The organism is Pseudomonas sp. DR48 (assembly GCF_019823085.1).
Classification (GTDB): Bacteria; Pseudomonadota; Gammaproteobacteria; order Pseudomonadales; family Pseudomonadaceae; genus Aquipseudomonas.
Map to the genome: position 1 here is coordinate 5,709,473 of NZ_CP081946.1, position 14,019 is coordinate 5,723,491.

Consider the following 14,019-nt stretch of genomic DNA (forward strand, 5'->3'; position numbering starts at 1 on the left):
TCCATCTTCACTCAATGAAATCGCAGCGAACCACGCGAGTATGGCTATGGCAAAGGCAGAAGAGTCGGCCGAACTGAGGGAGCGACACCTGCAAATTGTGGGCAGTCTGGAAGTCCCGTCCATTGATACGCAACAGATGCCACTGCAGCTCATCGCCGGCGTGCAGGACAACCACCCCGGACAAGCAACCAGCTACTCGCTCTGACTGCCAGTCGAGGGGTCCGCTACGTCCTCCGTCGGCTTGTCTGTAGTGATGAGCGTCTCGAGGCCCCAGTCACCAGGCAGATACCAATCCTCGCCGAACAGCTCGGCCGGATGCATCGTACGGTCGGAGCCATTGCCGCAGGCCAGGGACTTCGCCGGACAATACCGGTCGCACCCCCAACAGATCCGTTCGGGGTGCTTGGGGTTGACGGGGAAGTTCTTGGCCATGCCGATCTCCGATCATTGAGAGGCGTTCTTCCAACCTACAGCCCTTGCGCAAAGCTAGCCTTGATACACATCAAGAATCGACATCGGGCGACTACCTCCTTCGTAATCCCGGGGCTAAGCTAACGGCTGAATAAACTTGGAGACGTTTCTCATGCTCAATAAAAATCCTTTCCCAAGCGGCCATCCAACCCTGTCGACCTGGGACAACCAAAACGCCGCAACATCTCTCGATGACGAAGTTTTTGCCGCTCCGCCAGCCTTGACGAACGCCGAACTGGTTCATCTGCGTGTCCGAGTGATTGCCCTGGAGAACCTGGCCATCGCCCTGCTGGCCGAAGGCTCGGAACACCAGCTCGCCGTTGCCCGGGAGATGGCCACCTACATTTCCCCCAGACCCGGCTTTACTCAGCATCCGTTGACCATTCACGCAGCCGAACAGATGATCTACAGCGTCGAGCGCGCCCAGCGATTTCGCCAACGTGACGAGCCATCGGTTTAATTGCTCGAAACTTGATACTAATCATTATTGTTCGCAGCAAAGCTTCCTAGACTCGGGCTCCTACTCGTCAATGCCCAGGAAGAAATTATGCGTACCCCCTTGTCGCTTTCGCTTGCCCTGCTCTTGCTCACACCGTTGGCTCAGGCCAAGGAATACCCGATCGGGGAACCCCAGTTGTGTCCGGGGCTGGAAGTCGGGGCGGTGTATTTGCAGCCGATCGAGATGGCGCCTGCCGGCATGATGCGCGCCACCGCGGATTCCGATGTGCATCTGGAAGCCGACATTCGCGCCACGGCGGACAATCGACAGGGCTTTCAGGAAGGCAGTTTCGTGCCTTACCTCAATGTCTCGTTCAACCTGAAAAAACAGGGCAACGAGAACGAACTCAAAGGCGATTTCCACGCCATGGTCGCCAATGACGGTCCGCACTATGGCGACAATGTAAAACTGCTCGGCCCAGGCAAATATCAGCTGACCTTCACCGTCCTGCCACCCGGCGATCATGGGTCCCTTGGCCGCCATACCGATAAGGAAACCGGCGTAGCCCCATGGTTTGAACGCTGCGAATTGCACTATGAGTTCATCTACGCCGGCATTGGTAAAAAAGGCGGTTATTGAATGAAGCGCCTGCACATAGCCTGGCTGATGCTGGCCGGAGCAGTGGTGCCATTGACGGTTCATGCCGAGTTACCCAGCTACGAGCTGAGCCTGAGCGATGGCCACTTCTCCCCCGCCCTGTTGGAGGTTCCAGCCGGACAGCGCTTCAAAATCGTCCTCAAAAATATCGGCCAAGGGCCAGCCGAGTTCGAGAGCACGCCACTGCGGGTTGAAAAAGTACTGTCGCCGGGTGTGACGACCTTCGTGGTCATTCACCCCCTCAGGCCCGGTCACTACCCCTTCTTCGACGAGTTCAATCCGCAACTGCCCGAGGGCGGCATCCTCGCGAAATAACCCGTTCAAACACGGAGTTTTCATGAATCAATCAATGTTCATTGTCTGGCGCGAAAGCGTCGAGGCGCTGCTGGTGATCGGCATTCTCCAGGCCTGGCTCAGTCAGCAGAGTCAGGGCGTTCGTCTGGCCAAGTATTTGTGGGCGGGTGTGGTGCTGGGTTTGATGCTTTCGGGCCTGCTGGCGGTGTTGATTCTGTTTGCCGGTGAGGCCATGAGCGGCTCAGCCAGTGAATGGTTCCAGGCCGCGCTCGCGCTGGTGGCCAGCCTGCTCATTGTGCAAATGGTCGGCTGGATGCACCGCCACGGACGCACGCTCAAGCACGACTTACAACGACACGCCGATAGCCACCTGGCCCGGCAAGGTGGCGCAGGTCTGTTACTGCTGGCCATGCTCGCCGTCAGCCGTGAAGGCAGTGAAACAGTGGTGTTTCTCTATGGCGCCGGTGCTCAGTTGCGAGGTCCGCAGCTCGGTTGGTTTGCCATCGGTGGCGCAATGGGACTGGTACTGTCGGCGCTGACCATTGCCCTGCTGCACAGCAGTCGCCGGTTCATTTCGTGGCAACGATTCTTTGCCATCAGCGAAGCTGTTTTGCTGGTGCTCGGCGCGGCATTGCTGGTCAGCGGCACCGAGCGAATCGGCGGCCAATTACTCGCCATGGATTTACCGGAGGTGATGTACAGCCTCGTAGGTGATGCGCTTTGGGACAGCAGTGCCTTGCTCAGTGACAGCCATGGGTTGGGTGGTTTTCTAGCCGGTTTCGCCGGTTATCGAGCAACACCTAGCGGCATGACGTTACTGGTGCTGGCAGGTTATTGGCTGGCCGTCGGCGGTTGGCTGCGTCAACGTACTGCGGAAAAAGCCCCATGCCTGAGCTGAGTCGCCACAATCGATGGTTGCAACGCCTGGGCGACGGCATGCGTCGTCACGCGCCCGTCATTCGTGCCGTGCAGTGGGCCGTTGTACTGTTCTACGCGTTGCTGTTGGTGATCCCGGCGGTGTTGCCGCTGCCGGACAGCCAGGCACGGCTACTCGACAACCTGACCCTGTTCGCGCAGTTTTTGTTCTGGGGCATTTGGTGGCCGTTCGTGCTGCTGTCGATTGTGCTATTCGGCCGACTCTGGTGTGGCGTTTTGTGCCCGGAAGGCTCACTCAGCGAATGGGCCAGCCATTACGGCAAAGGTTTGGGTGTACCGCGCTGGTTGCGCTGGGGCGGCTGGCCAACCCTGGCGTTCTGCCTGACGACCCTCTACGGCCAATTGATCAGCGTCTATGACTACGCTCAAGCGGCGCTGTTGATTCTGGGCGGGTCGACGGTCGCGGCAGTCGTCGTCGGGTTGCTGTTCGCCCGGGGCAAGCGGGTCTGGTGCCGTTACCTGTGCCCGGTCAGCGGCGTCTTCGCCCTGCTCGCCCGTCTGGCGCCCGTGCATTTTCAGGTAGACGAACAACGCTGGATGGAAAACTCCGCACCACGCCTGCCGCCGCCCAACTGCGCCCCCTTGCTCGATATTCGTCGCATGCAAGGCGCAAGTGACTGTCATGCCTGCGGACGCTGCAGCGGCCAACGCGGTGCCGTTCAACTGATCGCCCGCTCCGGCAATCAGGAGATTCTTCACGCAACGGCGCAAACGCTTTCACCGTGGGACGCGCGTCTATTGCTGTTCGGTGTGATCGGCTTGGCGATGGGCGCCTTTCAGTGGACGGTCAGCCCATGGTTCGTCGTCCTCAAACAAACCCTCGCCGAATGGCTGGTCGAGCACGACCAACTCTGGACGCTGCAAGACAACGCGCCCTGGTGGCTGCTCACCCATTACCCACAGCTCAACGACAGCTTCAGCTGGCTCGACGGTTTCAGCATCGTCGCTTACTTGAGTTTGAGTTCGATGGTGTTGGGCACGGCGTTGATGATCCTTCTGCGCCTGACGGCGCGACTGGCGCAAGATCCTGCACTGTATTGGCCCCTGGCGCTGACACTGACGCCCTTGGGTGGTGCGGGATTGTTTCTCGGGCTGTCGGCCACGACGGTGAAATTGCTGCGCTACGAAGGTCTGCTGCTGGAATGGGTACAACCGGCCAGGGCCTGCCTGTTACTGGCCGCGATGGGCTGGAGCTTGTTGCTGGGATGGAAACGGCTTAACCGCGAAGGCCTGTCCCAGGCTCGTCGCTGCGCTGGCAGCACTTGCCTGTTACTCGCCATCGGCTTGGTAGGGTTCGGCTGGTGGTTGCAGTTCTGGGGCTGGTCCTGAGCGCCCTCATCCACAACCACCAGCCCGAATTACCTAGACCTTAAAACGCGCCACCGTCTGGTGCAGCGCCCCGGCCATCTGCGCCAAATCGTGACCCGCCGTGTGAGTATGCTGGGCCCCCAGCAAGACCTGCTCGGACAAGTTGCGAATCCCCATCAGATTACGATCCACCTCCCGCGCCACCAATGCCTGCTCTTCCGTAGCACTGGCAATCATCATGTTGCGCTCGTTGATCTGTGAGATTGACCGGGTGATTTCATCCAGTGCATCCCCAGACCGTTTCGCCACTTCAAGGGTGGCCCGAACCAGGTTGCTGCTGCTTTGCATGGCAGTCACCGCATGGCCGGTATCGAGGCGAATGTTGCCGATCATCTGCTCGATCTCCTGGGTGGACTCTTGAGTGCGATGCGCCAGGGCGCGCACTTCATCGGCGACCACGGCAAAACCGCGTCCGGCATCACCGGCACGGGCCGCTTCAATGGCGGCGTTGAGGGCCAGCAAATTGGTCTGCTCGGCGATGCTGCGAATCACGTCCAGCACCTTGCTGATGTCCTGCACCCGGCCCGCCAGTTGCTCGATGCGCTGTGAGGTGTCGGTGACGCCATCGGCCAGTGCGCCGATTGAAACCACGGTTTCCTGAACCTGCTCACGCCCGCGTTGCGCGGTTTGCTCGGACTGCCGCGAGGCCTCGGAGGTGCTTACCGCATTGCGCGCCACTTCATCGACCGCCGCGGTCATCTGGTTCACTGCGGTGGCCGCCTGCTCGATCTCCAGCCCCTGCAATTGCAGGTTACTGCTGGTTTGGCTGCTGACCGCACTCAGTTCTTCGGAGGAGTTGGCCACCTGGTCCACCGATATCGCGATGTGCCTGACCATGGCATTCAGACTTTGCTGCATCTGATGCATGTTCATCATCACGCTGCCGCCAACACTTGAGTTCACGGGCACCTGAATCGTCAAATCACCTTGAGCGATTTGACTCAAAAACCGTGCGGCATCATCCGGCTCGCCGCCCAATGGACGGGTCACACTGCGCGTGACGATCACCGCAGCAGCAATAACCAGCGCCACACAGAACAAAAACAACCCGAGCATATTGCGTCGGGCATCGCTGTACAGTTCCTGCGCAGACTGTTCCCGGTCGGCGAATATTTTGCCTTGCAGCGCCATCAACTGATCCAGGCTGCCATAAACCTCGCGCTCGGCCGGCACGACCTTTTGTTTCAGTTGTGCCATGGCGTCATCGAAGGCACCTTGCCGGATCAAAACCTGCACTTGAGTGAACGCCGCCACGTAGGCTTCGCGATTCTTCTTCAGCGCGGCATAAGCGGTTTTGCCCTCGGGCAAATAGAACAACGGCTCGAGCGTTTCGAGTGCCTGAGTGATCCGTTTCTTGGTGGTGTCGATCGATTGCTGCACTTGCTGATTGTCTTTATCGATCAGCAAATCCCGGGTGTTCCTGGCGTTATCACGCACGCCGGTGGCGATGACCATGATCGGATCGATCTTCGGCCAGTCCTGCTTGACGATGACCACTGCCTGATCCTTGAGCGTTGCCAGATCGTGCAACGCGTAAAACGCCATGCCCATCAATGCCAGCGGCGCAATGGCAAAGCCGATGACGATACGTTGTGCTGTCGTTAATTTGGCCATATCAAATGCTCCCCGTTTGATACCTGCCGATTGGCAGCGCATTTGAAAACCTAATGGTGGATCTCACCGCTAAACGTTTAACCTCAGCCTCTGTTACCCCCGTAACACGAAGGCTGGAAACAACTCGCGCATGGCCTCCCACAGCTCTGGTAGCAAGGCTTGTGCCGAAACACTCGGCAGCAGCGGATCGAACATCCGCTCGGTGCGAACCAACTGCACGGCGAAGCGTTTGACGCCGAGTTCGCTCAAGCGCTTGGCGAGGATCAGCAGACGCGCCGGCTCGAACAGATGCCAATGCACCGTGGTGCGACATTCGTAGTCGACACCGCTGGCCAGCAGATGCTCAAGGCTGCGCCAGTTGGCCGTTCCGCTGCCCTCGACCCGGGTGATCGCCTGGCAATCCTCGGGCAACGCCTTGACATCGAAACCAACCCAATCGGCCCCGGCCAGTGCCTTGGCGAACGCTGCGGGCTTGATGCCGGCGCTGTGCAAACCGATGCGAAATCCCATCGCCCGCACTTCATCCATGGCGCCGAGCAAACCGTCCTGCAAGGTCGGCTCGCCGCCACTGAACACCACCGCATCGAGCAGGTCCTGACGCCGTTGCAGAAACGCCAACACCCGCCGCCAATCCACTTCGTCTGTGCCACGAGGCGGGATCAACTGCGGGTTATGGCAGTAACGACAACGCCAGGCGCAACCCTGGCAAAACAACACGCAGGCGAGCTGTCCCGGATAGTCGATAGTGGTCAGGGGCACCATGCCCCCGACCCGAAGCGTTCGACTCATTGGCGCCCGGCCAGCGCCGCGCTTTCAGTGAAGTGCACCCGCTCGCGGTGCTCCGACTGTTTACCCGGGTTGAACGCCGACACAGGGCGGTGATAGCCCATCACCCGGGTCCAGACTTCGCAGCGTTGACGTTGAGCCTGGGGCAATGTTTGCGATGCAGTCATGGTGAAGCTCCTTGCAGTTGAGTGGATCGAAATCAATGAACGGTGCCGAGCTTCTGTTCTTGCAGTAGCAGGACCTCGTCGCATTTCGGGCAGAACTCATGTTCGCCATCGAGGTAGCCGTGCACCGGGCAGATGGAGAATGTCGGGGTCACGGTCAGGTACGGCAGGCGGAAGCGGCCAAGGGCTTTGCGCACCAGTTGCTTGCAGGCCTCGGTCGAAGAAATCCGCTCGGCCATGTACAGGTGCAAGACCGTGCCGCCGGTGTATTTGCATTGCAGCTCGTCTTGAAGTTCCAGGGCCTCGAAGGGGTCTTCGGTGTAGCCCACGGGCAGTTGCGAGGAGTTGGTGTAATACGGCGCTTGCACGCTGCCAGCCTGGAGAATGTCGGGGTAGCGCTTGAGGTCTTCCTTGGCGAAGCGGTAGGTCGTGCCCTCGGCCGGCGTCGCTTCCAGGTTGTACATGTGACCGGTTTCTTCCTGGAAACGCAGTAACGTGGCACGCACATGATCGAGCATCTTCAGGGCAAACTGCCGGCCGTGCTCGGTGTGCATGCCCTCCTCGTCGCCGGTGAAATTGCGCAGCATTTCATGCATGCCGTTGAGGCCTATGGTGGAAAAATGGTTGCGCAAGGTGCCCAGGTAACGCTTGGTGTACGGGTACAAACCGGCATCCATGTGGTGCTGAATCACCTTGCGCTTAACCTCCAGGCTTTCCATCGCCAGTTCCATCAGCGTGTCCAGACGCTGCAGTAAACCGCTGGTATCACCCTTGAACACATAGCCGAGCCGCGCGCAGTTGATGGTCACGACGCCGAGCGATCCAGTCTGCTCCGCCGAGCCGAACAAGCCGCCGCCCCGCTTGAGCAACTCGCGGACATCCAGCTGCAAACGGCAGCACATCGAGCGCACCTGATTGGGTTGCAGGTCCGAATTGAGGAAGTTCTGGAAATACGGCAGGCCGTAACGCGCAGTCATCTCGAACAGGCGGTCGGCGTTTTCACTGTCCCATGGAAAGTCGTGGGTGATGTTGTAGGTCGGGATCGGAAAGGTGAACACCCGCCCTTTCGCATCGCCGGCCTGCATCACCTCGATGTAGGCGCGGTTGAGCAGCTCCATTTCGACTTGCAGGTCACCATAGGCAAACGGCATTTCCTCACCGCCGATGACGGGTATCTGGTCACGCAAATCCTGCGGGCACACCCAGTCGAAGGTCAGGTTGGTGAAAGGCGTCTGGGTGCCCCAGCGTGAAGGCACGTTGAGGTTATAAATGAACTCCTGAATCGCCTGGCGTACCTCCTGAAAACTCAGCTGATCCTTGCGCACATAGGGCGCCAGGTAGGTGTCGAACGAGCTGAACGCCTGGGCGCCGGCCCATTCGTTTTGCAGGGTACCGAGGAAATTCACCATTTGCCCCAGGGCACTACTCAAGTGCTTCGGCGGACCGGCTTCGACACGCCCCGGCACACCGTTGAGCCCTTCGTGCAACAGGGTGCGCAGCGACCAGCCGGCGCAGTAACCGGCGAGCATGTCCAGGTCGTGCACATGCAAATCCGCCTCGCGGTGAGCCTGGCCGATGGCCTCGCTGTACACCTCGTCCAGCCAGTAGTTGGCGGTGACCTTGCCCGACACGTTCAACACCAGTCCGCCCAATGAGTAACCCTGATTGGCGTTGGCCTGGACCCGCCAGTCTTCACGGTCCAGGTATTCGTTCATCGAGGTCGCCACTTCGACCATGGTCCGGCGGTCGCGGCGCAAGCGCCCGTGCTGCTCGCGGTAGACGATGTAGGCGCGCATGGCGAGGAAAAAACCGGCGTCCATCAACACCCGTTCAACACGGTCCTGGATTTGCTCGACATGGAGTCTTGGCAACCCTTCGAGCCTGGCCAATACCGCCTGAAGCAAGCCTTCAACCTCAACCTCGCCGTACTCCCCTGTCGCCTTGCCGGCGGCGATCAATGCCTGACGGATCTTGTCGGCATCGAAGGCGACCTGACTGCCATCGCGTTTGTGCAAGCGGTTACATCCTACTGCGATCAGCGTGCTCTGCATTTGGCCTCCAGACACTACATATAGACTTGATCAAACTTAAAACCACAACATGCAGTAAAGGCTACGGACAAAGTGCTGATCTGCAATTGATCGATATCAAGATTTACCGGCGAAAGAAACGCCCGAATGCAGGGTGGATAAAAAACACTTGGGCCAGCGAGAATCAAATGTGGGAGCGAGCTTGCTCGCGATGACTGCAGCACATTCAACAGTGATGTCGACTGGTCTACCGCTATCGCGAGCAAGCTCGCTCCCACATTTGATTTGCTGTGTTTTAGGGATCAACCGCCACTCATGTTCATGAATCTGACAATCTGTACCTCCCCGTCGGGACTGAAATCGTGGCGCAGTGGCTTGCCACGCAGGGCCCGCTGGACTGCATTGATCACCGGTTGGTCATCCAGTGGATAACGCCGCAGCAATCCCCGCAAATCCAGAGCATCGTCCTGCCCCAGGCACAGCAACAACTTCCCTTCAACAGTCATCCGCACCCGATTACAGCTGCCACAAAAGTTGTGGCTGTTGGGCGAAATGAAACCGATCCGGGTATCAGAATGGCGTTCCAGACGCACATAACGCGCCGGTCCGCCGCTGTTTTCGGTGCTGTCGAGCAACCGATGCTGGCTGGTGATCAGCGTGCGCACTTCGTCGCTGGAACAGAACGATTCGCCCCGGGAACGACCGACGTCGCCCAAAGGCATTTCTTCGATAAAACTGATGTCGATGCGCTGGTCGATAGCGTACTGCACCAACGCCGGGACTTCATCGAAGTTGCGCCCCTTCATCACCACGCAGTTGAGTTTGACCCGCTCGAACCCAGCGTCCCGCGCCGCTTCAATGCCGTTGAGCACCTGGTCGAGATCGCCGTTACGGGTGATCGCCCGAAACTTCTGTCCGTCCAGGCTATCGAGGCTGATGTTCATCCGCTTGACCCCGGCGTCGACCAATGGCCGGGCCAGACGGCCCAGTTGCGAGCCGTTGCTGGTCATCACCAGTTCGCGCAAACCGGGTAAAGCGGCGATGTTGCGGCACAGTCCGACAATGCCGGGACGGATCAGCGGCTCGCCGCCGGTCAGACGGATTTTGCGTACACCCAGGCCAACGAACAGCGTCGCCAAGCGCTGCAATTCCTCCAGTGTGAGCACCTGCTGCCGCGGCAGGAACGTCATGTTTTTCGCCATGCAATACACACAGCGAAAATCACAGCGGTCCGTCACCGACATCCGCAGATAATCGATCTGCCGTCCAAAACCATCCTGCATCACAGCGTTCATCACTTCTCCCGGTTTGCCTCGATGCTCACTGCACCAGCGGTGAGTCGGCGCCCTGCAAGTGAATGCCGCGAATATCCGCAGCACCGATCAGGGTTTGCAGGTACTGCACCAGCGCTTTCTGCCAGACGCCTTGCTGCAACTGTGTGCGGATCGCCGTCGACACCACTTCATAGGGCAACGGCATGCCTTCGATTCGCTGATCGACACTGATCACATGCCAGCCGTAACGACTTTCCAGCGGTTTGCTGGCCAGGCCCGGTGCCAAGGTGAACAGCTGACGTTCCAGTTCAGGCACGGTCTGGCCCTTGCTGATCTGCCCCAGAGAACCGCCCTGAGCCTTCGACGGGCAGGCCGAATATTTCACGGCCAGCTCGGCGAAACTGCCGGGAAACTCATCCAGTTGCTGCAGCAGGACTTCGGCCTGACCCTGCGCAAGCTCGCGGGCCTCGACATCGTCTGGTGCACATTCGAGCAGGATGTGCCGCACCGCCAGCAACGGCGCGCTGTGGAAGCGCCCGCGATTGTTTTCGTAGTAACGCAGACTCGACTCCTCGTCACACTGAGGCACTTTCACCTCACGTTCGAGCAGCAAGCGAGTGGCCGCTTCTTCTTCGTTTTCACCGGCGCCGATTTCCAGCGACACGCCGAGTTCGGTGATGCGCTGCTGCAACAACTCGCGGATCACCAGCGCCCTGGCGGCCAGGAAGACCGCCTCCTCGCGGCTTTCGGCCGGGTGATATTGCAGCTCCTGGGCCATCGCTTCCGGGGTGATCGACACCTCGTTGACGCTGATGATCGGCCACTCCTGTTCACTGCTGGCGATCAACTGCGCCGGGGCGTCATCGGCCCCTGCGGGCTCAACCGGCAGGGCTTCAAACTGCGCCTGTGCGACCGGCGCGATGTCGAGAGCAGCCTCCGCTTTTTTTGAAGAACCGCAGCCACCGCTGCCCCCGTTACCACCACCACATCCACATCCACCTGACATGATTGTCTCCTCAGTACTTCTGACGAACGATTTGATAACGACGCCCCAGGTACCAGATCGGTGCGCTGATCATGTGTACGAGACGGGTGAAGGGGAACAGGACAAACAGGGTCAAACCGAGAAACACATGCAACTTGTAGATCAGCCCGACCGGCTCGATGGACGCCGCTGCTTCCACCGGACGCAACAGCACGGTGTTCTGCGCCCAATCGGCGAGCATCACCATCACCGAACCATCCATGTGCCCGGTAGACGCGACGATGGTCAGCAGACCGAGCAGCAATTGCGCGAGCAACACCAGAAGCACCAGGATGTCCGAAGGACTGGAGGTGGCGCGTACCCGAGGATCACTGAGCCGCCGGTTAACCAGCATCAGCAAGCCAATCAGGCATAACAAACCGAAGAGCCCGCCCGAGACCATTGCCAGCAACTGCTTGTTCTCAGTGCTGATCACGTGGTGATAAATCGACGCCGGGGTCAGCAGGCCGACGAAATGCCCCGCCAGCACGAACAACACACCGATGTGGAAGAAGTTGCTCGCCACGCGCATGCCGCGCTGATTGAGCATCTGGCTGGAGCCCGCCTTCCAGGTGTACTGCGACAGATCGAAGCGCGCCCAGCTGCCAATCAGGCAAATCGCCAGGGCGACGTAGGGATAGACCCCGAACAACAACAGGTTCCATTTAGACATTGCCTACCTCCTTGGCTGGCACGGCTGCCAACTCTTCATGCTGAAAATCCACCCAATGCAACGGCACCGCGCTTTCCTCACGGGCCTTGCCCGGTGCGCTTGGCAGCGAACTGCAACGGTCCTGCTGTTCAGCCTGGAGGAAGTCCACGGCCTCCTCTTCCCAGATCTTGTCGAGGGCTTCGAGGGAGTCGTCGCGAGGTTCCGCCGCGACCTGCGCCCGCAGGTCGGCGACCACTTGATGCGGCTCGGCCCCGGCAATTTGCAGCAGCGCCCGGAAGCAGCTGGCATAGGCGCTTTCGCGTTCTTCCAGACGTGCAGCGAGCAAGGCCAGCAAATGCGAAACATCCGCCAGGCCCTCGCGGGCCTCGATGTCTTCGCGTGTGGAGAGGAACTCCAGGTACAGCGGGATGTAATCGGGCAGCTCTTTGACGCCGATGGCAAAACCGGCTTCTTCGTATTGCGCCATCATGTCGACCATCGCCTGACCACGGTCGCGGGATTCACCGTGCACATGCTCAAACAGCAGCAGCGACAGCGAGCGCCCCCGACCGAACAGCGCACCGTAGTGCTCCTGCCCGTCCATCAGGTCATTGGCGCAGATCAGCTCGAGCAATTCGAACAACGCACCGCGCTGCGTCGGGCTGATTTCCCGTGACTGGATGATCGCTTGCTCCAGTTCGTCGCGACCACCAATCAGTGTTTCGGTCGGGTAATCGAGCAGCAGCGAAATCACTTTGAGAATTTGCATGCTCATTCCTCCCACAACTGGACGGTTTTCAGGATGTCGCGGCGGTTGGCTTTCTTGGCGCCGAACATGTTGGTGTCGGAGCTGCCGCTACAGCCGCTGCCGAAACTGAAACCACACCCGGAACGCTCAGCGAAGGCGTCGCTCATGGCGTCTTCACGGTGGGCGCTCGGTACAACAAAGCGGTCCTCGTAGTTGGCGATTGCCAGGTAGCGATACATCTCCTCGACCTGGGCCACGCTCAAGCCGACATCCGCCAGCACTTGCAGGTCCTGAACGCCGTCGACTTGCTCGGAACGTTTGTAGGCGCGCATCGCCAGCAAGCGTTTAAGCGCACGCTTGACCGGCTTTTCATCGCCCGCGGTCAACAGGTTCGCCAGGTACTTCAGTGGAATACGCAGGCTGTCGACGTCAGGGATCACCCCGTTCATACCGACGGTGCCAGCAGTGGCGGCGTTCTGGATCGGCGACAGCGGCGGTACGTACCAAACCATCGGCAAGGTGCGATATTCCGGGTGCAGCGGCAGTGCGAGTTTCCAATCCACAGCCATTTTGTAGACCGGGGAACGTTGGGCTGAATCGATCACCGACTGCGGGACGCCATCGGCCAGAGCCTGACGAATCACCGCCGGGTCATTTGGATCGAGGAAGATCTCCAGTTGTTTCTCGTACAGGTCCTGCTCATTGGCGGTGCTTGCCACTTCGCTGATGCGATCGGCGTCATACAGCAGCACACCGAGGTAGCGGATGCGCCCAACGCAGGTTTCCGCGCAAACGGTCGGCATCCCGGCTTCGATACGCGGGTAGCAGAAGATGCATTTCTCGGACTTGCCGCTTTTCCAGTTGAAATAGATCTTCTTGTACGGGCAGCCGCTGATGCACATCCTCCAGCCACGGCATTTCTCCTGGTCAATCAGGACGATGCCGTCTTCTTCACGTTTGTAGATCGCCCCGCTCGGGCAAGCCGCTGCGCACGTCGGGTTGAGGCAGTGCTCGCACAGGCGCGGCAAATACATCATGAAGGTGTTTTCGTACTCGCCGTAAATGTCCGCCTGGATCTTGTCGAAGTTCTTGTCCTTGCGACGCTTGGCGAATTCGGTGCCGAGGATTTCTTCCCAGTTCGGGCCCCACTCGATTTTCTCCATGCGCTTGCCGGAGATCAGCGAACGCGGGCGCGCGGTGGGTTGATGCTCGCCCAGCGGCGCGGTGTGCAGGTGCTGGTAATCGAAGTCGAACGGTTCGTAGTAGTCGTCGAGGCTCGGCAGATCCGGGTTAGCGAAAATGTTCGCCAACACGCGGAATTTACCGCCGATGCGCGGGTTGATCGTGCCGTTGGCATTGCGGATCCAGCCACCCTTCCACTTGTCCTGGTTTTCCCATTCTTTCGGGTAGCCGATCCCGGGTTTCGATTCGACGTTGTTGAACCAGGCGTATTCCATGCCTTCGCGGCTGGTCCAGACGTTTTTGCAGGTGATCGAACAAGTGTGGCAACCGATGCATTTGTCCAGGTTCAGAACCATGCCGATTTGTGAGCGAATCTTCAT

Annotated in this window: 16 protein-coding genes and 1 pseudogene; 6 read left to right on the top strand and 11 right to left on the bottom strand. The window is 59.4% G+C overall.

The window, feature by feature from the left end; all coding sequences use genetic code 11:
• Window positions 1-46: 46 nt before the first annotated feature.
• Entirely contained in the window at window positions 47-205 is a 159-nt protein-coding gene (locus K5K95_RS25800; protein WP_222590501.1) for a hypothetical protein, read from the top strand.
• Here the strand turns inward: K5K95_RS25800 and K5K95_RS25805 are convergent.
• Window positions 193-432, bottom strand: coding sequence for a DUF3079 domain-containing protein (locus tag K5K95_RS25805; RefSeq protein WP_222586714.1), 240 nt, complete (start codon window positions 430-432; stop codon window positions 193-195). The genes K5K95_RS25800 and K5K95_RS25805 overlap by 13 nt on opposite strands.
• A gap of 151 nt (window positions 433-583) precedes the next feature.
• Here K5K95_RS25805 and K5K95_RS25810 point away from each other — a divergent pair, with 151 nt between their 5' ends.
• From K5K95_RS25810 to K5K95_RS25830, 5 genes are all read left to right on the top strand, one after another.
• The gene (locus tag K5K95_RS25810) at window positions 584-931 is read left to right on the top strand and encodes a hypothetical protein (protein WP_222586715.1); all 348 of its coding nucleotides are present in this window, start codon (window positions 584-586) and stop codon (window positions 929-931) included.
• A gap of 87 nt (window positions 932-1,018) precedes the next feature.
• Entirely contained in the window at window positions 1,019-1,549 is a 531-nt protein-coding gene (locus K5K95_RS25815) for an iron transporter (RefSeq protein ID WP_222586716.1), read from the top strand.
• Window positions 1,550-1,882, top strand: coding sequence for a cupredoxin domain-containing protein (locus K5K95_RS25820; protein ID WP_150636922.1), 333 nt, complete (start codon window positions 1,550-1,552; stop codon window positions 1,880-1,882).
• Window positions 1,883-1,904: 22 nt separating this feature from the next.
• Entirely contained in the window at window positions 1,905-2,759 is an 855-nt protein-coding gene (locus K5K95_RS25825) for an FTR1 family protein (protein ID WP_222586717.1), read from the top strand.
• The gene (locus tag K5K95_RS25830) at window positions 2,747-4,126 is read left to right on the top strand and encodes a 4Fe-4S binding protein (RefSeq protein WP_222586718.1); all 1,380 of its coding nucleotides are present in this window, start codon (window positions 2,747-2,749) and stop codon (window positions 4,124-4,126) included. The genes K5K95_RS25825 and K5K95_RS25830 overlap by 13 nt, the downstream gene beginning before the upstream one ends.
• A 33-nt stretch (window positions 4,127-4,159) precedes the next feature.
• On the opposite strand, the gene K5K95_RS25835 is transcribed toward K5K95_RS25830, so the two are convergent.
• The 10 genes and pseudogenes from K5K95_RS25835 to narH form a co-directional block, all read right to left on the bottom strand.
• Window positions 4,160-5,296: a methyl-accepting chemotaxis protein gene (locus K5K95_RS25835; protein ID WP_409999738.1), complete on the bottom strand. Its 1,137-nt coding sequence runs from the start codon at window positions 5,294-5,296 to the stop codon at window positions 4,160-4,162.
• Between the two features lie 9 nt (window positions 5,297-5,305).
• Window positions 5,306-5,821, bottom strand: a pseudogene (locus tag K5K95_RS33680) (MCP four helix bundle domain-containing protein); the annotation flags it as partial.
• 51 nt (window positions 5,822-5,872) lie between these two features.
• Window positions 5,873-6,568 carry an anaerobic ribonucleoside-triphosphate reductase activating protein gene (locus K5K95_RS25840; protein WP_222586720.1) on the bottom strand — a complete coding sequence of 232 codons (696 nt, stop codon included), beginning with the start codon at window positions 6,566-6,568 and terminating at the stop codon, window positions 5,873-5,875.
• Window positions 6,565-6,732 (bottom strand): anaerobic ribonucleoside-triphosphate reductase, encoded by a 168-nt coding sequence (nrdD, locus tag K5K95_RS25845; RefSeq protein WP_017338867.1) that lies wholly within the window; start codon window positions 6,730-6,732, stop codon window positions 6,565-6,567. Before nrdD ends, K5K95_RS25840 begins: the two co-directional genes overlap by 4 nt.
• Before the next feature lie 32 nt (window positions 6,733-6,764).
• Window positions 6,765-8,780 (bottom strand): ribonucleoside triphosphate reductase, encoded by a 2,016-nt coding sequence (locus K5K95_RS25850; protein ID WP_222586721.1) that lies wholly within the window; start codon window positions 8,778-8,780, stop codon window positions 6,765-6,767.
• Window positions 8,781-9,061: 281 nt separating this feature from the next.
• Window positions 9,062-10,054: a GTP 3',8-cyclase MoaA gene (gene moaA, locus K5K95_RS25855; RefSeq protein ID WP_222586722.1), complete on the bottom strand. Its 993-nt coding sequence runs from the start codon at window positions 10,052-10,054 to the stop codon at window positions 9,062-9,064.
• A 25-nt stretch (window positions 10,055-10,079) separates the two neighbouring features.
• Window positions 10,080-11,039 carry a peptidylprolyl isomerase gene (locus K5K95_RS25860; protein WP_222586723.1) on the bottom strand — a complete coding sequence of 320 codons (960 nt, stop codon included), beginning with the start codon at window positions 11,037-11,039 and terminating at the stop codon, window positions 10,080-10,082.
• A 10-nt stretch (window positions 11,040-11,049) separates the two neighbouring features.
• Complete coding sequence (gene narI, locus K5K95_RS25865; RefSeq protein ID WP_222586724.1) at window positions 11,050-11,730, bottom strand: respiratory nitrate reductase subunit gamma; 681 nt, start codon at window positions 11,728-11,730, stop codon at window positions 11,050-11,052.
• A complete protein-coding gene (gene narJ, locus K5K95_RS25870) occupies window positions 11,723-12,478 on the bottom strand; it encodes a nitrate reductase molybdenum cofactor assembly chaperone (RefSeq protein ID WP_222586725.1) in 756 nt (251 codons plus the stop codon). Before narJ ends, narI begins: the two co-directional genes overlap by 8 nt.
• 2 nt (window positions 12,479-12,480) lie before the next feature.
• Entirely contained in the window at window positions 12,481-14,019 is a 1,539-nt protein-coding gene (narH, locus tag K5K95_RS25875) for a nitrate reductase subunit beta (RefSeq protein ID WP_046047388.1), read from the bottom strand.